Below are 21073 nucleotides of genomic sequence, written 5' to 3'. Positions count from 1 at the left end.
TCAGGCGGGTTCTCTGGAGATTGTGATGGTGGTCCAGCCGCCTACGTGGATGCGGTCGCCCGGTTTGAGGGGGACTGGGGTTTTCGGGGGGATGGGGGAGTCGGTGCCGTTCAGGCAGGTGCCGTTGGTGGAGCCTAGGTCTGTGACGGTTAGGGTCTCGGCGTTCAGGTGGAGGATGGCGTGGGAGCGGGAGACTGCTATGTCGGCGGGGGCGATCGCTAGGTCGATGTCGGGATGCAAGCCCTGGGAGGTGCTGTGTTTGCCGATGAGGATGTCGGTGCCGTGTAAGGGGATTCGGCGGGCGGGGTAATAGTCGGGGAAGTCCACGCGGTCGGCGTCGGGGCCTTTTTGGGCGATCATCCGGTGGTAGTGGTCGGGGTCGGCGGTGACGGTGGCGACCCAGAGCTGCACGGACGCAGGGGCTTCGGCGTTCAGTAGGGTCGCGTCGGGATTCACCGTGGTGGGGGCGGGGACGTGCTGGGGCGGGACCGGTAGGGCTGAATCGTGGCCGCAGTCTTCGCAGAAGCGGCCGTCGATGAGTGCCCCGCAGGCTGGGCACTGGGCAACTCCTGCTGCGGGAGTGGGTGTTCCGGCCGCTCCGGCTCCCATGGGTGAGCCGCAGGTGTCGCAGTAGTCCGTTGCCGTGGAGGTGTGGCCTTCGGGGCATACGGCCATCAGGAACCCTCCTCCTTGCGGACGCGGGCGGTTTTGCTGGAGCGGACGTCCAGGGCCATTTCGTCGGCGGCGTCGACCCGCGAGCGCAGGCGGACGGTGCCGGTCCGATCATCCACTTCGACAACGGCTTTCAGCAGTTTTGCCGTGTTCTCGTTGCCGGATTCATTGGCCAGCTGGACGGCGCGTTGCAGTTTCGCGGTGGCGGTGTTGAGGTCGCCCTGTTTGCGCGCGGCCAGGCCCTCCTGCACCACCTGGGCCAGTTCGGCCTGTCCGGTGTAGTGGGCGACGCGGCGGCTGATGCGGGCCGAGAGGTCGGTGTCGGTGGTCCAGACCGCCTTCACCAGACCCTGCCCGAGTACCTCGCCCTCGGACACGACACTGATTCGCGCGGCGAGCTTTTCGCGGCCGGGCGGCGCGGGCTCCACCTCGATCTGCACGTGGTATCCACGCTCTTCCGCACCCCACGCACCGAGCGGATACTCGCCGACCTGAGCGGCGGTGGCGGTGCGGCGCGCGGTGAGGTCCTCGATGACCGGATCGACCAGTTTGACGAAGCGCACCGTCGCCCCTACCGGCGTCCACACCCGAAGCGTGAGCTCCGGAATCGCCTTGGCGAGAGAGGTTTGCATCATCTGGGCGAAGTCGGCGGCGAGCAGATCCGGGGTCTTCACGATATCCACGGTGCCGTGCAACGCACTCGCGATGGCGCGCAATTCGTTTGGCTCCCAATCGGTTCCGACCCCGCGGCAATCGCAGGTGAAGATCCGTTCGGAGGCTTTGATCTCGGCCGCCAACTGCTCGGGCTTCTCATGCTCATTGCGTCCGTCGGTGAGCAGAATGGCATGCACCATCGCACCCGGATGCCGTTGCGCGATGAGCCGGGAAAGACCCAGCCAGGTGCCCATGGCGGTGCCACCGTGCGGGTGCAGCTTGTCCAGGGCGCGCCGGGCATCGGCGCGAGATCGCTTGTCCGCGATAGCTGTTGCGCCATCGCGGGGGTAGACGACCTCCGCCTTGTCGGTGCCCTCGACAATCGCGAAGCGGGTGCCGTCCGGAATGACATCCATGGCCGCGATGGTGGCGCGGCGAGCCCCGCCGAACTTGTCGCCGCCACCCATCGAGCCGGAACAGTCGATGATCAGGATCTCCACCCGCTCCTGCGCGGGCGCGGCGACCATCAACTCATCAGTGGTCTCCACCGACACAACGGCGTCGATGGTGCGCACACCCTCGGCGAGATACGGATTTTGATCGACAGCAACCGAAATACCCTTGGTTTCAGGGGAACTCACAGTGCTTCTCCTATTAGCTCGGAGAACGGAACGGGTACGAGCGCGACGGTGATATTGTCCTTGCCGCCCGCCTGGAGCGCATGGTCCACCAGTGCGCGTGCCGCCTCCAAAGGTGCTGAGGCCAAGGCGATCTGGGTCAGCCCGGCCGCATCGGGCAGGTAATTCCACAGCCCGTCGGAGCAGATCAGCAGCACGCCCGGCGCGCGGACATGCAGGGTCTGCACGCAATTGTCGGACCAGGACTGCTTCTCGCTGTCCGCGCCGAGCCAGCGGGTCAGCACATGCGCGTGCGGGGTATCCATGGCGGTCGCCTCGTCCATGGCACCGGTCTCGACCATGGCCTGCGCGAGCGAATCGTCGACGGTGAGGCGTTGCGAGGCCTCCTCGGCCTGGAGCCAATATGCCCGGCTGTCACCGACATTCGCGACGGTCAGGCGCGCGCCACCGGCATCGTCGAACTGCACCACGGCACCGACATAAGTACAAGAGGGAGAGCGTCCGTCCGGTGTGCCGATATCGCGCACCGCCTGCGCGGCCGCGGCCAGCCCGGCCATGATCGCCTCCTCGGCGGGACGCGCGGCGGCCAAAGCCGTCAAAGCGGAGTCCACCCCGGTGCGCACCGCGGTACCGGAGGCGGCCTGCGGGTCCTCCGAGGTCGAGACGCCGTCACACACCGAGATCACCAGCGCGGGCGGCGTGCCCGGATTCGCGCTCTCCAGCACGGCCGCGGCGACCGCGTCCTCATTGTGCGCGTGCACATTTCCGCGATCGGTGACCAGCACGGCCGACCCGAGATCCGCCTCGAACCGATCGTGTTCCCGGCCCCGCTGACCGCACACCACGCAGAACCCGTCACCATCGAAATGCGTCCCGCTGCAACCATCACAGGCCGGCGGAGCCTCCGAATCGTGCGAGAGCGTGGTCCCCCTGTACCGCGCGACGGTCCCGGTAGCCGCCCGCGCCAGACTGGTTGGCCGGGTATTGTCGCTGGCCACCGTCGGCGCCGAAATCGGCGGCAGGGCGATGCGCTGCACGCCGAGCTGGCGCCCGCACTCCTCACAGAACCGGTCGCTCTCCGCGGCGAAGGTGCCGCAGGCCGGGCAGCGGGCGGTCACAGCGTGGTCCTCGGGCGGACGGCATTCGCCTGTTCCACCAGGGCGATACGTTCCCACCAGTCATCGGTTTCATGCGCGAGATCGCGATAGCAGCGTTCCAAACCGGTACGCACCCCCTGTAAGTCGAGCGTCACCCCCAGCAATGGGGCGTGATCGGTGGGCACGCGTCCAAGGCGCAGCCAGTACAGCGCTGCATCGAGTACGCGCAGCCGGGCCTGGGCGGACCGGCGTTTGGAATCCAGCCCGAGCTTCTCGATCCGCCGGCCCGCATCGCGCAGCAGGTGTTCGGTGAGCTCGCCCTGGCGTTCCACACTGAGCAGCGTATCCACAGCCGCCACACCGGCTTCGGTATACACCGCCGAAGCGGGATCCACCTGATCCAGTACGGCCACCGCACCATCGCGATCACGGGCCGAGCGGCGCAGCCGGGCCAGGCCGAAGGCGGCGCTGGTGTACGAGTGATCGGTGCGCCAGACGGCCTCGTAGTAGCGGGTGGCCTCGCGCAGCGCGGGCTCGGGATCGGGCTGGGATCCACTGCGCCCCAACAGTTCCGCCGTGACAGCGAGCGCCAGCTTGGGTGCGGGCTCACCGGGCAGGGCGGTGTAGAGGGCATCGAATTCGGCCGCCGCGGCGAGCCAATCCCGGTGCAGCAGATGCGCCTGACCGCGGAACCAGCTCAGCTGCCAATCGCCGCCGAGGTTCTGCTCCATCTCCTCGATGCGCCGCAGCGCGTCCGGTGCGTCGCCGTACTCCAGCGCGGCCCGGATCAGGCGCAGCGGAATCTCCGCCGACTCGTCCTTGCCCGTCACCACCGACCGCAGCCCCGCCGCGATATCGCGCTCGAGTTCCTGCGGGTTGCCCGCACCCAGACTTGCCAGCAGTGCCGCACCGCTGTCATTGGGATCGACCAGTGGAACCGGCAGCGCCGCAATGATTTTCACCGGATCGTCCGGCAGCGTGTCACCGACGCCGAAGACCGCGCGCGGCGGCCCGAAACGGGTGGACAGACCCGGGCGCGGCAGACCGTCCTCGGCGGCGAGTACCTCGCGCAGCACGCCGGTGAGCTGATCGGTCATCTCGTCGGTGCCGCTGAACCGCTCTAAAGGATCGAGATGTGTTGCGCGCAAAAGGAATCGGTACAGCGACGGATGCCGGGCCAGCACCGGTTCGAACTCCGGCCCGGGCAGCGGACCGAGACGGCCGTGTTCCTGCGGCACCTTGAGCAGCAGCACCGCGAGGGTACGGCCGATGGTGTAGACCTCCGAGGCCACGGTGGGCCCGGTCTCGGCGACCTCCGGAGCCTGATATCCGGGCGTGCCGTAGATGGCGCTGTGCTCATCGTTCATGGCGATGACCGCGCCGAGGTCGATGAGCTTGAGCTGCTCCTCGGTCTGCATCACATTGTCGGGCTTGAAATCACAGTAGGCCAGGCCGCGCGAGTGCAGATAGCCGAGCGCGGGCAGCGCCTCGAGAATGTAGGCGATGGCCTGCGCGGGCGGTAGCCAGACACCGTCGACATCGCGCCGCCGCCGCAGAATCTGCTTCAGCGAGGTACCGCCGACGTACTCCATGACGATATAGCCGACCGGTTCACCATCGGGACCGGTGTCCTCGGCGAAGTTGTAGATGCGCACGATATTCGGGTGATCGACCTGTGCCAGGAAGCGCCGCTCGGCCACCGCCGCCCGCATGGCATCGGCATCACCGGTATTGAGCAGGCCCTTCAATACGACGGGCCGACCATTCACCTTGTGATCGAGCGCCAGATAGATCCACCCCAGCCCGCCGTGCGCCAGCGGCCCCAGTACCTCGTACTGCCCGCCGACCACTTCACCGCGAACCAGCTTGGGCGTGAACGAGAATTGCGTCCGGCAATGCCCGCAGAACCCCTCACTCCGCCCCGGCTGATCGGCGCGACTCCGCCCCACCGGCCGATCACACTTGCCACAGAACCGCTGACTCTCCGGCACCACCGGATCGGCCATCACCGCCGAGGCGGGATCGATCGGCGCGACCGCCGGCACCTGCACCATCCCCGCCCCGAGCCGCCCGCGCGTACCCCCGGACGACCCGGTCCTGCCGGTCCGAATACTGCTGCGCGTCCCACCGGTAGTAAATGCCCCGGTTATCCCGGACCCCCGACTGGTCGCAGTACTCCCCGCCGATGAGGTGGACGGCCCACCGCCAGTCGCCATCGCCGAAGGCGCGGTACCGCAAACCTCGCAGTACCCATCGGAAATGGTTCCGCCACAACCGGGTTCGGCGCAGGCCGCAGGTCCGGTGGCTCCGGAATTTACCGTTGCGGCGGCCGACGGTGCGGTCCCGCAGACGGTGCAGTAACCGTCTTCTATGGTCCCGGTGCAGCCCGGTTCGGTGCAGGTCACGGTCGTCTCCCCGTTTTCTGGGCGATGAGCTGCCGGTAGTCGGTAATGGCGCGGGTGACGGCCGCCAGGTCGCAGGGTTTGCGGGTGAGCAGGCCCGCGGCTATGCGGCTGGAGGCCAGTACTTCTCGATCTTCGCTCACGCCGAGGCGGGCGGCTTTGGCGCGGTAGGCGGAGAGCCGGCCGCGGAGTTCGGCGCGCCGGTCCAGCAGGCCCTGGACCAGTTGCTCGGCCTCGCCGGCGGCGGCCAGGGCCGCGGTCACCCGGCGCCGCAGATCCCAGAGCGCGGACGGATCCGGGGGAGTGGCATCCAGGGTGGTCAGTTCGGAGCCGAATACCGCACTGTCATCGGCGTGTTCGGGAAGCTGGCTGGTAAGTATGGTGCGCTCCACGGCAATTCGCGCCAGATGCGTGCGCTCATAGATTTTGCGCAACGTCTCCACCTGCGTGCGAATGCGCGAAATAGCACCATCCCAATCGGCGATCATGGCGGCCAATTCGGCGCGCAGGGTCGCCGCCTCACGCATTCGCCTACCGAGTTCCGCTATGCGCCGGTCGATTTCGGCGACGGGCAGCGCGAGCGGATCGCCCGCGGCACGCGCCGAGAGTTCGTCGAGATCATCGGAGAGTGCCCGCAATTCGGGTAATCCCGTCCCGATCCGGTCGAGTTCGGTACGCAGCGGCGCGATTTCGGACATGACGCGGCCGTTCACGGCGTCCACCGCGTCGAGCACCTCCACAATGCACGGAAACCCCTCGTGCATACGCGCCACCAATTCGGTGAATCCGACCCGCACGATCACCTCACCCGGGCCCATCAGCGACCGTTGCGCGAGTGGAATCGCGGTACGCGCCACCTCCATCGGCTGTCCGCGCAGAATCACCGTCAACTCTTCCCGATCCAGCGCCTCCAGCCGGCGTCGCATGCGCACCGCATGCGCCTGCTCCAGAATCGTGCGTAGTCGACCGAAGTCCTCCCACAGCAGATCCATGGCGGCGCGCGCGGGAGCCCAGCGAGTTTCGGTGACCCCGGTCGGCGGGAATCGGCGCAGCAGTATCAATCCGGGATGCTTGTCGAGTTCGTACAGCGTCGCGGCAATGGCGTCGATTTCGCGTTCGCGCTCGGCGATATCGCGGTCGATCTCCGCGACCGAGAGAATGAAGGAATTCTCGGGCATGGCCGCTCACCCCAGATATTTGGGCGCGGGCGGTGCGGGCATCGGTCCGAGCGCGTTCAGCCGATTGTTGTACAACCGCTGCCAGGTGCCGTCACCCCGCACCCGCTCGAGCACGCCATTGACGAAGCGCACCAGATCCTTCGCGTTCTGCCCGATTCCCACCGCATAGGTGTCCACCGCCATCGATTCACCCACCACTTGCAGATTCGGATCCTGCTGTTGCAGGCCGTACAGGATCGGGATATCGGTGCTGGCGGCGTCGACCTGCGCCTGCTGCAGCGCGGTGAGACAGTCCAGCCAGTTGTTCATGGCAATAACGGTAGGCTTCTGCGGCAGCGCGAGGATGGGTCCGAGCGTAATCGTGCCATTGACGCCGCAGATTCGTTTGCCCGCCAGATCCGCGGTGGAGTGAATCCCGGAGTTGTTCGCGACCAGCAGCCGCTGATCGGATTCGAAGTAGCTGGTGGAGAATTCGATGCTCTTGCGGCGTTCACAGGTCGGCGAGAGGGTCTGCACCACAATGTCGACGTCCCCGTTCTGCAGTGCCGAGACGCGCTGCGCGGAGACGATGGGGCGCAGTTCGATTCGATCCGGATCACCGAAGATATCGCGGGCGATCTCCCGGGCGATATCGATATCGAAACCTTCGATCTGCCCGGTGGCGGGATTGCGGAAACCGAACATGAACGAGTTCTGATCCACCCCGACGCGCAGCTTGCCATTCTGCACAATCTTCGCCATGGCGGAACCACCCGGCATATTTCCCGGACTCGGCTGCGCTGCGGGCCGCAGGCTCGCGACCGGATCACCGCAGCCCGAACCGCGCTGATCGGGCGCGCCGGCAATGGTCGACGCACCCGGCGGCAGCAGATTCTCGGCGGGCAATTGCATGGGCGTGGACGCCGCGGTCTGCCCGCATCCGGCGGCGAGCACGGCCACGGCGGCCAGCAACAGCATTCGCAGGCGCGCGCTCACAGGAACTCCTTCAATCGCGGCCAGATGCCGCCCGCCGTGGCAACCGCCGCCGCGATCAGCAGGGCGAGGCTGCCGAACTGGCTGAGTAGGAACGCGTCTCCGGCACCGTCCACACCATCGCGGACCTCCTGCCGGGTGCGGTCGAGTTCGGTGCGCAAGGCCTCGTCGAGGGCGGCGAAGCGGATCGCCGAACTCTCAGGCGTGACACCGATGGCCTGGGCCACCGCACCGTTGTAGTCATTGGCCTGATACGCCTTGACCTCCGCGACGTGCCCGGCCTGCCAGCTGGAGAAGGCCGTAGCGGCAGTCGAATTCGCCTCCGTCACCGTGGTCAGATCGTCGCGCAACTCATTGATCTTGCGGCCGAACCGGTTCTCACTCTCGCCGATATCACCGCGAATAATGAGCTGCATGGTCTCCTCGGTGCGGGCCTGCTGTGCGAGAATCCGTACCTTGGCGAGGGTTTCGAAGCGCGCGGTCGCACCTTTGGATCCGGTATCGATCACCCCGGTAGCGATGATCGAAGCGGTGACTATCCACAGCAGCACCACGACCGTCGCGGCCGCGGCGGCGCCCACACCGAGATTGAATCGGCGATTGGTGTGCCGCAGCAGCACCACCGATCCGGCGGCGAAAGCCAGCAGCAGCACCAGCAGCATGATCACGCTCAGCACCGGCAGCGTGGAGATATCGCGCTGGTCCGACCGCAGGTGCGCGAGCCGATTCGCGTGCAGCCGTTCGGCATTGGGCAGCACCGAGCTCTGCATGAGCGATGACGCCTGCTTCAGATACGCCGAACCCACCGGCAGCCCCTGCCGGTTATTGGCCCGCGCCGCCTCCACCAAACCGGTGTAGGTGGGCAGTTCGGCGGAGATACTCGCCACGATCTCGCGCGTCTGCTGATCGGACGCCCCCGTGGTGGCCTCGGCCAGTGCGGCTGCCGCATCGGCGAGCGCCTGCCGGTATCGCGTTCGCACATCCGGGGATTCGATATTCCCGGACAGGAATGCCGAGGACGCCGTGGCATCGGCCGCCGAGAGCGCCACATACAGCCGCTGCGCCGCATTGGCGAGCGGTTCGGAGTGCGTCAGCACCGTATCTCGCCGAGTTCGCTTCTCGCTGAGCTGATTCGCGCACACCAGGCCCGAAACCAGACTGAGCGCCACCAGTCCGACAACCACCGCGCTCAGTACCCCCGGCGCTGTCCGCGCGAAACGTCGCGCCCACTCCGCACCATTGCGGATGGCAGTCGGTAGCCGACTCCTCACACCCATGCCCCCGTTTCACCGGCTCTGCTCCCGGTAGGGCGATGGTACGGGAGCCGGTGGGCTGTGTCGATCGCATTCCGACCAGTCGGAATCAATTGCCGGGTCACGCATTTCGAATACTCGGGCGGAATGCCGAACGGAGCGTGAAATATTGATTTAACCGAGGGTAATAGCCGGGAAACCTCACGGCACAACACTTGGTTCACCGAAGTGACGCTAGACACCTTACGCCACAAGAACTTTAGTGCCGGTAGCGGGTCCGGTGCCTGCCCGCACCAGCGGTGAGGTAGCGCAGAATCATGTCACCCTATCCCGATTGGCTGAACCCCGGCGACAATGCCTGGCAGTTGATAGCGGCAACACTCGTCGGACTCATGAGCATTCCCGGTATCGCCATCCTGTACGGCGGTATCGTGCAACGGAAGTGGGCCGTCAACACCATACTCATGGCCTTCACCGGGTTCTCCCTGGTCCTGGTCGTATGGGTGTTGTGGGGCTACAAAATGGGGTTCGGCGAACCCGTCCAGATCGGTCCTGGAATTCTGCGGGCCGCAATCGGCCACCCGCACACCATCCTCGGCTCCGATAACCAAGATCGGGCATCGATTCCCCTCCTCGACGGGCTGATGCCGCAATTCCGTTTCTCCCAGACCACATTGGCGTACTTCCAGTTCGTCTTCGCCGCCATCACGCCACTGTTGTTCCTGGGCAGCGTGATCGGCCGCATCAGTTCAAGGTCTGGCTGATCTTCGTCCCGCTGTGGTCGACTCTGGCCTATTCGGTGAATGCCTTTCTGCTGTGGGGTGGCGGCTGGTGGTCGCAGATGGGCGCGATCGACTACTCCGGCGGCTATGTCATCCATTTGGCCGCGGGCACCACCGGATTCGTGGCGGCGGCGGTCATCGGCCCGCGCCTGGCCCGCGACCGGGAACGCGCGGTACCCAACAACCTGCCCATGGCCGCGGCCGGTGCGGGCATTCTGTGGCTGGGGTGGAACGGCTTCAACGGCGGGGATCCGTACTTCTCCGGCGCGGATGCCTCACTGGCGGTACTCAATACCAATCTGTGCACCGCGGTGGCGGTACTGACCTGGGTCATCTGGGATATGTGCGCCGGACCGGCGCGGCGGCCGAATTTCCTGGGAGCCATCAATGGCATGATCGCCGGCCTGGTGGCCTCCACCATGGTGTGGTTGTCCTGGAACAAACTCGGCCGCACCCGGCTGTTCCGCAAGGTCGACGACACCCTGGGCGTGGTGCACACGCACGGCGTGGCCGGGCTCGCGGACGGGCTGCTGGTCGGTGTGCTCGCCGATCCGAATATCAAGGTGTACCTGGGCAATGGCGGTGACGTCGCCGATGTGACTTATGGCGGCTGGCTGTACGGGCATCACCCGAAACTCATTCTGTGGCAGGCGGGTGCGGCGCTGACCATAATCGTGTGGGATGCGCTCATCACCTTCCTGATCCTGAAATTCCTGAGCCTGTTCATGAAACTCCGCCTGCCCGACGACGTCCTCGAGGTCGGTGATGTCGGCGTGCACGAGGAGGAGGCGTACCCGGACGACACCCTCGTCGGTTCCCGGGGGTGCTGAAACAGCCTGTCCGGCAAGCGGATCCGGAGCCGCCCGGCAAGGAGTCCTGATGACCGCGCCGCTCCACCTCGGCGGAACGATCGGCTACCACAGCATGGATTCGGGCGGCGGAGCGGACGCGAAACTGATTACGCTGGTGCTGCCGCCCAGTCTATTCGACGAGATCAAAAGAGCCCTGGCGACTTTCGGGGTGCGGCGCATGGTGGTCACCCAGGTCTACCGGGTCGACGACCGCGACAATCGCGTCGAGAGTTACCGCGGACGGCGCTTCGAGAGCGATGTGTCCTCCGGCCTGCGTATCGAATTACTCGCTCGCACAGAGGATGTCACCGACCTGGTGCGCCTGATCGACCGCATCGGCGCGAACTAGGAGAACTCCAATATCCAGATCTGGCTGATTGACGCCCGGAGGTTGTGAACCGGTTCAGGCATCGTGGAAGACCAGGCCGAGGGTGCGGCGATGACCCGAGCGGACCGTGCTCACGCCGTGCCGCATCGGCGCGGCGGACCAACCCCGGACACTGCGGATCGGACGGTCCCGGGTGGTGAAGATGAGGCCGTGACCCTGCGGGAGAGCTACCGCCGAACCACGGGATTGGGCGCGCGGGCGCTGCTCGACCATGAGGAACTCACCGCCGGTGTAATCCTCGCCGGGAGTATCCAGGCCGATCACGACCTGGAGTGGAAAGATCATGTCGCCGAACAGGTCTCGGTGCAGCGCATTCCAGTCACCGGGTCCGTAGCGCAGCAGGATCTGGGACGATTTCTCCTGACCGGCCTGGTGACACTGGGCGAGCCAGTCGTCCAGGCGTGGCGGCCAGGTGCCGGGGCGGCGCAGTCGGATGGCCCAATCCTGGGCTATGGGAAGCAGTTTCGGATACAGGGCCGCGCGCAGTTCGCGCACCGGCGCCGGGAGGTCATGGGTGAAGTAGCGGTACTGTCCGGAGCCGAATCGATGCCTGGCCATGTCGATGGTGGAGCGGAAGTGTTGCTCACTGTCGTAGAGGTCCGCGAGTTCGTGGCACTCGTCCGGGGTCAGCAGTGGGCCCATGAGCGCATGCCCGTGCTCGTCCAGTTCGGCGGTGAGGGCGGGCCAGTTCTGCGCGGTGGCGCGGGCCGCCCACGGTGTCGGCTCGGAGCGAACAGTCGGCGCCGGCATGGTTGTCCTTTCCATCGGGTGGTGATTCGCAGCTTCAATTTGCCGGAGGTGGCGGCGCGGCACCGGCGGTTATCGGACATGGCGTTTCGTATGAAAATCGACAGGTAAACTTGCGAGATTGTCTGACGGAGACGAGCAGTGCGCTTGCTCGGCCGCCTCGTCGAGCCCTGAAGCCCCACTCCCGGAATAGGATTCGCCCCTTGCCTTCGACACTCCTGGACCCGCGCACCGCCCTCGTCATTATCGATCTGCAGCGCGGCGTCGTCGGTATGCCGACCGTCCCGCACACCAGCGAGGTCGTCGCGAAGAACTCCGCCGCCCTGGCCCGCGCCTTCCGCGACCAGGATCTCCCCGTTGTCCTGGTGCGCGTGTCCTTCTCGGCCGACGGCGCGGATGTCGCTCCCGGCCGGATCACCGACCCCATGCCGAAGAATGTGACCTTCCCCGAAGGCTGGGACGAGCTCATAGACGACCTCGATGTCCAGCCCACCGACATCCGCATCACCAAGCGCCAGTGGGGTGCCTTCCACGGCACGGAACTCGACCTGCAACTGCGTCGCCGCGGCATTACCGAAATCGTCCTGACCGGCATCGCCACCAGCATCGGCGTCGAATCCACCGCCCGAGCCGCCCACGAACACGGCTACAACGTCGTAGTAGTCGAAGACGCCACCGCCGACCGGGACCACGCCTCCCACGACCACACCACCACCAAAATCTTCCCCCGCCTCGGCCTGGTAGCCACCACCGACCAAATCCTGAAAGAACTCGAAACCCGCTAACCCCGCCCTGGTAGCCCGCCTTGTCATCCCGGCAGGTTTTTGGCCGGGATTCAAGGTTCGGAGATCAATCGGTGTGGGACCAGGCGCGACCCCAAATTCCCTGCCAGCCTCCGGCCCGCAGCCATGAATCCGGTACCAGCACACCGGATTCGGTGGTCTGCTGCCAGAATCGCTCGATGCCGTCACCGAACTCGGCCGCTGCGGGCAAGTGCTGTTCCCACGGACCCACCGGGTCGGCCAGGGAGGTGGCGGGGAACCCGTATACCGAGACCGCGCCCGGTTCGGAGATCGCGCTGACCGGGTAAGGGCGGTTGCCGGCGGCGGTGATCGCGATGGCGAATGGGCAGATAACTTCCGGACTCGGCCGCCGAGTGAGAGCGCGGGCGAATACGGGATCGTCGGTCATGGCCATGTGCGCCACCACGGCGCGCAGTCGCAGTGAGACCAGCTCCATGGACCGCGCCATGGCCAGCTCGGGCGCTTTCACCAACTCGCGCAAGACTTTCGAGGGCAATGGGGCATCGACAGCCAATGCTTGCAGTCGCGAATACCGTGCGAGCAGCGCGGGGTCTAGGGCTTTGAGGGCGGTGGCGAGTCGGCGATTCTCGACGGCCGCCCACAGCTCGGGAAGTGTCACCCGGTTGGTGTCGAGCGCCTCACCGCACAGCTGCTCCAGCCTGCTGGAAGTTGAACGGCGCAGGGCCGTAAGCACTTTCGGATCGGCGTCGGCCGTGCCGGCCACGGCGGTGAGCACCCGCAGTGTTCCGGGTGCGCTCTCGAAGGCTGCCTGTACCGCCTCCCGCAGTACCGGACCGAGTTCGCGCACCGCGTTCGGCTTCGCCCGCCGAACACGCGCCGGCGGTTCGGCCACGGCGATATCGGTGTCCGGTTCGACCGCCCGCAGGTCGAGAACCCAATGGCGCAGCGCCTTTTCGAGTGTGGCATCGGCATCGGTATTGAATCGCCCGTGAATCTCATCGACCAGCCAGCCGGGGCTGATCGCTCGCAACTCGGCATTGACCACAATCGTGTCGCCCTCATCGAGCAAGGCCAGCAGAATGCTCTCCCCGCGCACCGCCTGATCCTGATACCACGGCCCCGCAATGCAATTGCCCATATAGTCCGCCCACTCGGCCAGGCGTGAAGCATTGCGGGCAATCTGAATCCGCACCGACGTTCCGGGCAGCACCGTCCCGTCATGCACTAGAACCGGTTCGGCCACCTCGAATTCGCTATTGAGCGCCGCGGCCACCGCACCGCTGGTCATGAGCCCCGCCCGCAGCTGCCCCCAATCCCGGCACCGCGCTGGAGAGTTCGCGCCGAGCGAAAGCAATTGCGCCGCACCCGCCACCGCGAGCGGAATCGAATCCATGCGCGGGGTCAGCGGATCCGGCTGTGGTTCAGTCGGATTCGTCTCGAAATGCGGAACCCGATACCCATGCCGCACGTCGGCCTGTTCGAACCCCCGCACCCGCACAATCGCATCGCCCAATTCGGCATACCAAAGCAGATCGGACGCCCGCTCACCAACTTCAGGCCGCTCGTCCGCCCCTGCTCGCTCCGCCGCATCGTCCTGCTGCCCCCTGAGGCGCACCGTCGTCTCGGCCCGCCGTGCGACAAGTTCGGGTGCGTTGCCGGGCTGGCCCGCCGCGGCCCTCCGCACGACATCTGCCGGTTCAGGTGCGTCGCCTGGCTGATCCGCCTCGGGTCGTTCGCCCTCATCGGAGTTCTCGGCAAGTCGATGGGCCAGGTTCAAAGCCGGGGGTTCGCGTACGTACGGGTTCTGCCGCCATTCGGCGGGTGGGCGAATCACGCTGTACCCCACGGCATTCCGCCAGGCCTGCAGTGATTCGGAATCCCATCCGTCGCCGGGCAGGGTGTCCGCGGGGATTATGCTGCAGAACAGGTTGTGGCAGAGGTCGTCGATCACCAGTCCGTAGGCGAGGGCATTGCGGACTCGCGCGTGCACGAATCGCTCGAAGGCCGCATTCATCGGCTGGCCGTGCCGTAGCCAGGAGTCGATTTCGTGGAGTTGGCATCCCGGGCGCGCGGGTAGGTGGATCAGCCCAGGTGTATGGCGTTGTGCCCGTTTGATTTCGGCCTTGGTGAAAAGTGCTGCGGCGGTGCCGATCTGGTCGCGCATGGCGGCAATACCGTCGATGACTCCATGCTCGTGCACCGCCTGCGCCGTGCGCAATAGTACGGTCGCGGCAATGACGTCCTGAATCATGCGCTCCGCGCAGTGTTTCCAGAGTCGGTCCCAGGTCGGCAGGAAGCGCAGGGCATCCATCATCGTCGGCTCTTGGCTGTGCCGCCCGATGGCCTGCTCCACCGTGCGCTCGTCACCGTACTGCTGGATTCGCCTCCAGAGTTCGTCGTGGATCGTCAGATCCTGACTCTCGATGAGCTGCTTGCGTTTACGCACGGCGATCTGCCGCTCGCCCACCTGTTGCCACAGATCGGCCAGCAGCTCCAAACGCTTCGGCCGCGAATAGGATTCGAGCACCCGCCGCATATTCGCCGCCAGTGTGGACGGCGCACCCGAGGGAATCGGATCGGTGCCCTCGGGCGCTTCCCAGCCCAGCACCCGCACCAACTGCTCCGGTCCGAGCACATCCGCGGCCGCCGATGCCAGCGTGAGCGCCGCCCACCGCTGTTCGGCAATGGCCCGTTCCGCCGCCGCGCCAACGGGTTTGGTGGCGGTGACGCCGAAAAGCGCCACCAGGGTCGCGGTTCGCTCGCCCAGCCGCTCGGCGTCGTTCATCCCGAGCACCCGCAGCCCCGCGAGCACCGCATCGCGCCTGTCACCGGTCGCTCCCGCGAGCCGCGCGGATACGAACCCCGCACCCAGATCGATTCCGGCCCCGGCGACAACAACGCCACCGGCCGCGATCAAGTCGGTCAATACCTTCCGCGCCGACGCGACGGAATCACCCGAACTGTCCCTGTCGCCCAGCACAACTGCCGCCCCGGCGGTCGGCTCCAGATCGCGGGCATCGACTCGCTCCCCGGTCTCGGCCAGCCAAGCCCCACGATCCCGGTCCGCGATAACGCCCCAGGCCAAACGCACTGCCAAACTCGAACTCCCACTTGTTATCTGCGGTGATTCTCTGCCGAACCTCTCCGGTGGCGAACGATACGAGGCGCCCGCGTGCCCGGCAATCGAGTTTCGGCGGAGCCGCGCCGAGCGTGCACCCACTGCACCGAATTGTCCGGATCCACCGCCGTGGGTGCACGCTCGCCGAGACCTTCAAGTAGCTCTCCAATTGCCCACCCCGGCTAGGGTGGGCAGATGCTCACTGCGCTGGCTGTCGAGAACTATCGGTCGCTGCGGCGGGTGGTCGTCCCGCTGGGCCAGCTGACGGTGGTTACCGGCGCGAACGGCAGCGGGAAGTCGAGCCTGTACCGCGTGCTCCGACTACTCGCGGAGTTCTCCCGCAATGGCGCGGTTGCCGGACTGGCCCGCGAAGGCGGACTGGATTCGACTCTGTGGGCGGGCCCGGGGCGCACGTCACGCGGTGAGCCCCTGGCGCTGCGACTGGGCTTCGCCGGCGACGACTTCGGCTATGCCGCGGATCTGGGTGTACCGGTACCGGACTCACATTCGATGTTCAATCGCGATCCGGAGATCAAAGCCGAGGCGGTATGGGCCGGCCCGGTACTGCGCGCCTCCGCGCTACTGGCCGATCGCGGCGGCCCGGTCGTCCGCCTGCGCGATCAGCACGGCGGCTGGGAGATGGTCCCGCATCCGCTGAAATCCTTCGACAGCATGCTGGCCGAGCTGGCCGACCCGCAGCGTGCGCCGGATTTGCTGGTGCTGCGCGAGCGGATTCGCGGCTGGCGTTTCTACGACCATCTACGCACCGATATCGACGCACCCGCCCGCCGATTGCAGATCGGCACCCGCACCATGGTGCTCGCGCATGACGGCTCCGATGGTGCGGCGGCGCTGCAGACGATTCGCGAGATCGGTGATGCGGTCGGCCTCGATCAGGCCGTGGACCATGCCTTTCCTGGCAGCCAGCTCGAAATAGTGAGCCGTGACGGCCGTTTCGAACTGCTGCTGCATCAACCGGGGCTCTGGCGTCCGCTCGGCTCCGCGGAGCTGTCGGACGGAACGCTGCGGTATCTGCTGCTGGTCGCCGCGCTGCTCTCACCCCGCCCGCCCGAACTGCTGGTCCTCAATGAGCCCGAGACCAGCCTGCACCCCGAGTTGCTCGGTCCACTGGGCGAACTCATCGCCCGGGTCGCCGAGGACACCCAGGTGGTCGTGGTCACCCACGCCCGCGCGCTGCTGGCCGAACTCGCCGGGCACGCCCCCGACCTGCACACCATTGAACTGGTCAAACAGGACGGTGCGACCACCGTCGACGGTCTGCGGAGTCTGGATGAGCCGCCCTGGCATTGGCCCAAGCGATAGTCCCGCCGCGGCGCGCGACCCGAGGTCATATTGTGGGCGGCGTGAGTGTGGAGGGTGTGGGGGTGCCGGGGCCATTGCCGCGCGGACGGCACGGGCTGAGCCGGGAACAGGTGGAGAACTCGCAGTATCAGCGGCTGTGCGTGGCCGTCTTGGACGCGGTGGGGGAGTTGGGCTACGCCGCGACCACCGTCGCCGATATCGTGAGCCGCGCTCAGGTGGCGCGCCGCACCTTCTACGCCGTCTTCGGCGGTAAGGACGAATGTTTCGCCGCCGCCTACGACCTGGCGGTGGGTACGGCACTGGATCAATTGCAGGACACCGTGACGGGCCTGGTCGGGGTGAGTTTCGCTGAGCGAGTGCGGATCTCGTTCGATATCTACCTGTCGGTGCTGGCCGCGCAACCGGCGGCGGCTCGGGCACTGTATGTGGAGACTCTCGCGGCCGGACCGGGCCTGGTGGCGCATCGGGCACGCGTGCACCGGCGGTTCGCCGACTACATTCTGACCGTGGCGAATATCGGCGTGCGCGACGGTGAACTGGCCGGTGATCCGGATCCGGAATTGATCGATATGCTGCTCGGCGGTATCGACGACCGGGTACGCGACTGCCTGCACGAGCGTGATGCCACCCAATTGCCGTCGCTGTCACCGCTGTTCACCCGCACCGCTATCGCCCTGGTGCGCTCGTCCGCCTGATCAGGCTGTCCCACGCCACAATCGGTGGGTCGCGCGCAGGCCTGTGCTTTGTCATCTGCCACAGAGGCAGTGGCAGTTGCCCCACCAGAGACATACGGTCACAAGGGAATTCGACGTAGGAGAGGTGCGATTATGCTCATAATGCAAACACTCGGGAGCGTCACCTACGCGGGAGAAACCGCTGTGGGGGTGACCCTCGCGGGCGGCGCGGCGCAATCCGAACGGGCCACCAGCGCGACCAGCATCGCCTCCGGCATCGGGTATGCCGCGTCGATTGCGTTGCGCGTCTTGGATCCCGCCGCACAGCATGACCTCGATGGCACTCTCCACCCCGGGGTCATCGGTGGCGATGGGCACCTCTGAACCGCTGCTACCGGACCGGGATCCCTTCTATCGCACCGAGGAACCACTCGGCGGTATCGAACCCGGCACCATTCTGCGCTCGCGTGCGGTGCGGCTTGGGCTGTTCGGTCTTGTGCCGCAGCGGATCTCCGCTTGGCAGCTGCTGTACCGCAGCACTGATCTGAATGGGAGACCCGAGGCCGCTGTCACCACGGTGCTCATGCCGTGGGGAGCCGATCCGGCGGCGCCGAGACCGCTGGTGTCGTTCCAATGCGCCATCGATGCCGTCGCGCCAATGTGCTTCCCCTCCTATGCGTTACGGCATGGAGCGCGAGCCCTCGGTTCGATTCCGCAGCTCGAGCTGCTGCTCATCGCCGGTGCGCTGGCTCGCGGCTGGGCCGTCTCGGTACCCGATCACGAGGGACTGGGCGGGCACTTCGGTGCGGCGCGCGAACCCGGCTATCGCGCCCTCGACGCGGCCCGCGCCGCCCTGCGATTTCCCGCGCTCGGCCTGCGAGCCGAGACGCCAATCGGCTTGTGGGGCTACTCCGGTGGCGGTCTGGCCACCGCCTGGGCGGCCGAGTTGGCCGCCGAATACGCCCCTGAACTAGATATTATCGGCGCGGTCGCGGGCTCCCCGGTGGGTGATCCGGCCAATGCCTTCGTCCGGCTGAACGGTTCGCCCTTCGCGGGATTCGCCATGGTGTTCACCGCCGGGCTGGCCCGTGCCTATCCGCAGCTGGAACCTATACTGCGCGACCATCTTTCGGAAGAATTCCGGGCGCTGCTGAAGCGGGCGGAGCATACCGCCACGTTCCCGCTGCTGGCGCGCTTCGCCGGTCGCGATGCCGACCGGCATACCCGTGCGGGCCTCGTCGCCATGCTGGCCGAGCCCGAATTACACACGGTGCTGGACGAAATCCGTCCCGGCGCACAGGCACCCGCCATGCCCATGCTGATTCTGCAGGCCGTCAATGACGAGGTGATCGCGGTCGCCGATATCGACGCGCACGTAAGCCGATACCTCGACCGCGGTGCGCATATCCACTATCTGCGTGACCGGCTCAGCATGCATCTACCACTGCAATTCCTCGGCGCTCCGGCCATGATCGACTGGCTCGCGGATCGATTCGACGAGGTGCCCTTGGATTCGCCTGGGGTGCAGACGATTTGGTCGGTAGCACTGTCGGCTCGCGCCCGGACACAACACCTGGGTTTCGCCGCCCTACTGGTCCGCATGCTCACCGGCCGCGCGATACGTGTGCGCCACCAGCGCCGACCGCAGATACCACAGCCCCGCCGACTGCGAGGGATCGAAACCGGTTAACCGCCCGATCCGCTTCAACCGGTAATCGACGGTATTGGCGTGCACCCCGAGCCCGCGCGCGGTGCGCCGCCGATTCAAATCATTGCCCAGATGCCGGCGCAGCGTCTCCAGCAGTTCCGGGTACTCATCGAGCGGATCCAGCAGTGCGCCAAGGTAATCCCGCCCCGGACCGGGCCGGGTGAGCTGATACTCCATTGCCAGATCGTCGAACCGATACAGCCCCGGCGCGCACCGCAGCCGGTGCGCGATATCGAGCAGCTCATGCGCCTGCTCCGCCGCGCCCGGCACGTCACAGGTCGCCGAATGCATGACGGTGGCGGTCAGTGCCACCTGCGCCACCGCCGAGAGTGCGGTGATCAACCCATCGAGTTCGGTTGCCTCCGTAGCGGATTCCGGAATGAGTACCGTCCCGCCCGTCATGCCGAGCACCCACAGCGCCTTGCCCGCGCACCGAGCGGCAAGCTCGGCCTGCACACAGCGCAGTCGCCGTCGCGCCACCGGCTTCCCGTCAACCGCCACATGCCGCTCACCCGGATGTGTCGGAATACGCAATCCCAGAACGTAATACGAGCCCTCGATCTCCACCCCGCGCATCCGCGCCTGCGCCGTTGCGGGCTGCCCGGCCAACAGGATCGAAGCAATGGTCCGGGTTCCCGCGTCCGGCCGCGCGACCATCGATGGAACGGTAACGGATGCTGGGGGAGTCGGACGGCATTCCGGTGTGGAGCGATCGGCTTCGCTGCCGGATGAATCGGCCGCCGGGGTCGGAAGGCTGGTCGTTGTGGTCTGGAGCCCGGTCGCTGGGGTCGGGGGGTTGGCGGAGGCGGCGGACGTGTCGGCCACTGCGCCGAGGCTGTCGGTCGTCGGCGGTGCGACCGTGGCGAGCGAGGCATCGACGGCGGCCAGGGCCTCGAGCAGTCGGCGCACGCTGACCGCCATTTCCAATGCGCCTGCCCGAAGCTCCGAGCAGCTCTCGGCAATTGCGGTGATATCGGCCGGTAGCCGATCGGCGAGAGTGGGTGTTGGCATGTGCGACTCCACTTTTCAGGGAACGCAGTCGTTCCTACTGGCGCGTAACTGTAATTGGGGTCACCTCACGCAGGCAAGCGCATCATCTTGAATCGCCGGGCTCGGGTGATGCTCGGAGGTCGGCGGTTCGGGTGGCGTGCGCCGCTCAGGGAGTACGATCGACCGTATGGAAAGTCCGTCAGTCCCCGGCGAAATCACCGATAAGCGACTGATCCGCGGCGCGCGCACCCGCCAATTGGTGCTCGCCCGGGCCGTGGATATCGCCTCGCTGGAGAACCTGGAGGCCCTGAGCTTCGGCCACCTCGCCGCCGATGTGGGCCTGAGCAAGGCGGGCATCCAAACCCTCTTCCGCACCAAGGAACAACTCCAACTCGCCACGGTCGATCACGCCCGCGACCGCTTCATAGCCGAGGTCAGCCAGCCCGCCCGCACCAAACCCCATGGGGTACAACGCCTCCGAGAACTCATAGACCGCTGGATCGTCTACGCCACCACCCCTGTCTTCGAAGGCGGCTGCTTCCAAGCCGCCAACCTCAGTGAATTCGACAGCCGCCCAGGCCCGATCCGCGACGCCCTGGTTCGCAACCAACAGCAATGGGTCGACCTCCTCGCCTACGAACTGGGCCGAGCCGTCGAAGCCGGCGAAATCGCCCCCCTGGATACCGATCTCGCCGCCTTCCAAATCGCCGCGGTCCTCCTCTCCGTGAATACCGCTCTCCGCCTTGGCGATACCACCGCCGCCGACAAAATCCACCGCATCGTCGATGGCCTACTCGTCCGGCGATAGGCGGCGTCCTCCCCCCCCGGGGGGTGATCGGGGCCAGTCGCGGGGGCAATCGGG

General features: G+C 66.6%; 17 protein-coding genes and 1 pseudogene. 8 read left to right on the top strand and 10 right to left on the bottom strand.

What is annotated here, in order from left to right:
- The 7 genes from GFY24_RS29535 to GFY24_RS29505 form a co-directional block, all read right to left on the bottom strand.
- Window positions 1-675, bottom strand: a complete 675-nt coding sequence (locus GFY24_RS29535; RefSeq protein WP_153808383.1) for an FHA domain-containing protein — start codon at window positions 673-675, stop codon at window positions 1-3.
- Complete coding sequence (locus GFY24_RS29530) at window positions 675-1967, bottom strand: VWA domain-containing protein (RefSeq protein WP_309231495.1); 1293 nt, start codon at window positions 1965-1967, stop codon at window positions 675-677. The genes GFY24_RS29535 and GFY24_RS29530 overlap by 1 nt, the downstream gene beginning before the upstream one ends.
- Window positions 1964-3082, bottom strand: a complete 1119-nt coding sequence (locus GFY24_RS29525; protein ID WP_309231494.1) for a zinc ribbon domain-containing protein — start codon at window positions 3080-3082, stop codon at window positions 1964-1966. Before GFY24_RS29525 ends, GFY24_RS29530 begins: the two co-directional genes overlap by 4 nt.
- Complete coding sequence (locus GFY24_RS29520) at window positions 3079-5277, bottom strand: serine/threonine-protein kinase (RefSeq protein ID WP_153808382.1); 2199 nt, start codon at window positions 5275-5277, stop codon at window positions 3079-3081. Before GFY24_RS29520 ends, GFY24_RS29525 begins: the two co-directional genes overlap by 4 nt.
- A gap of 185 nt (window positions 5278-5462) precedes the next feature.
- Window positions 5463-6641, bottom strand: coding sequence for a hypothetical protein (locus GFY24_RS29515; RefSeq protein ID WP_153808381.1), 1179 nt, complete (start codon window positions 6639-6641; stop codon window positions 5463-5465).
- A gap of 6 nt (window positions 6642-6647) precedes the next feature.
- Window positions 6648-7616 (bottom strand): glutamate ABC transporter substrate-binding protein, encoded by a 969-nt coding sequence (locus tag GFY24_RS29510; protein WP_309231492.1) that lies wholly within the window; start codon window positions 7614-7616, stop codon window positions 6648-6650.
- On the bottom strand, window positions 7613-8890 hold the full coding sequence (locus tag GFY24_RS29505) for a hypothetical protein (RefSeq protein WP_153808380.1): 1278 nt from the start codon (window positions 8888-8890) through the stop codon (window positions 7613-7615). Before GFY24_RS29505 ends, GFY24_RS29510 begins: the two co-directional genes overlap by 4 nt.
- Before the next feature lie 293 nt (window positions 8891-9183).
- Between GFY24_RS29505 and GFY24_RS29500 the strand changes: the two are divergent.
- Together GFY24_RS29500 and GFY24_RS29495 are read left to right on the top strand one after the other, a co-directional pair.
- Window positions 9184-10478, top strand: a pseudogene (locus tag GFY24_RS29500) (ammonium transporter).
- 49 nt (window positions 10479-10527) lie between these two features.
- A complete protein-coding gene (locus GFY24_RS29495; RefSeq protein WP_194853066.1) occupies window positions 10528-10848 on the top strand; it encodes a P-II family nitrogen regulator in 321 nt (106 codons plus the stop codon).
- 54 nt (window positions 10849-10902) lie between these two features.
- On the opposite strand, the gene GFY24_RS29490 is transcribed toward GFY24_RS29495, so the two are convergent.
- Window positions 10903-11637 carry a 2OG-Fe(II) oxygenase gene (locus tag GFY24_RS29490; protein WP_228566752.1) on the bottom strand — a complete coding sequence of 245 codons (735 nt, stop codon included), beginning with the start codon at window positions 11635-11637 and terminating at the stop codon, window positions 10903-10905.
- Between the two features lie 200 nt (window positions 11638-11837).
- On the opposite strand from GFY24_RS29490, the gene GFY24_RS29485 reads away from it, so the two are divergent.
- Window positions 11838-12419 (top strand): hydrolase, encoded by a 582-nt coding sequence (locus tag GFY24_RS29485; protein WP_153808377.1) that lies wholly within the window; start codon window positions 11838-11840, stop codon window positions 12417-12419.
- Between the two features lie 64 nt (window positions 12420-12483).
- On the opposite strand, the gene GFY24_RS29480 is transcribed toward GFY24_RS29485, so the two are convergent.
- The gene (locus tag GFY24_RS29480) at window positions 12484-15495 is read right to left on the bottom strand and encodes a hypothetical protein (protein ID WP_153808376.1); all 3012 of its coding nucleotides are present in this window, start codon (window positions 15493-15495) and stop codon (window positions 12484-12486) included.
- 216 nt (window positions 15496-15711) lie between these two features.
- Between GFY24_RS29480 and GFY24_RS29475 the strand changes: the two genes are divergently transcribed.
- From GFY24_RS29475 to GFY24_RS29460, 4 genes are all read left to right on the top strand, one after another.
- Window positions 15712-16839: an AAA family ATPase gene (locus GFY24_RS29475; RefSeq protein ID WP_153808375.1), complete on the top strand. Its 1128-nt coding sequence runs from the start codon at window positions 15712-15714 to the stop codon at window positions 16837-16839.
- A gap of 41 nt (window positions 16840-16880) precedes the next feature.
- Entirely contained in the window at window positions 16881-17534 is a 654-nt protein-coding gene (locus GFY24_RS29470; RefSeq protein ID WP_309231491.1) for a TetR/AcrR family transcriptional regulator, read from the top strand.
- Between the two features lie 141 nt (window positions 17535-17675).
- The gene (locus GFY24_RS29465; protein WP_153808373.1) at window positions 17676-17897 is read left to right on the top strand and encodes a hypothetical protein; all 222 of its coding nucleotides are present in this window, start codon (window positions 17676-17678) and stop codon (window positions 17895-17897) included.
- The gene (locus GFY24_RS29460; protein ID WP_228566751.1) at window positions 17851-19203 is read left to right on the top strand and encodes a lipase family protein; all 1353 of its coding nucleotides are present in this window, start codon (window positions 17851-17853) and stop codon (window positions 19201-19203) included. Before GFY24_RS29465 ends, GFY24_RS29460 begins: the two co-directional genes overlap by 47 nt.
- Here GFY24_RS29460 and GFY24_RS29455 read toward each other — a convergent pair.
- On the bottom strand, window positions 19102-20232 hold the full coding sequence (locus tag GFY24_RS29455; protein WP_153808371.1) for a helix-turn-helix domain-containing protein: 1131 nt from the start codon (window positions 20230-20232) through the stop codon (window positions 19102-19104). The two genes, GFY24_RS29460 and GFY24_RS29455, sit on opposite strands and share 102 nt — an antisense overlap.
- Before the next feature lie 166 nt (window positions 20233-20398).
- On the opposite strand from GFY24_RS29455, the gene GFY24_RS29450 reads away from it, so the two are divergent.
- Window positions 20399-21019: a TetR/AcrR family transcriptional regulator gene (locus tag GFY24_RS29450; RefSeq protein ID WP_153808370.1), complete on the top strand. Its 621-nt coding sequence runs from the start codon at window positions 20399-20401 to the stop codon at window positions 21017-21019.
- Window positions 21020-21073: the final 54 nt, after the last annotated feature.

This window comes from Nocardia sp. SYP-A9097, from assembly GCF_009649815.1.
Taxonomy (GTDB): domain Bacteria; phylum Actinomycetota; class Actinomycetes; order Mycobacteriales; family Mycobacteriaceae; genus Nocardia.
This window is presented reverse-complemented; position numbering and strand designations above follow the sequence as displayed.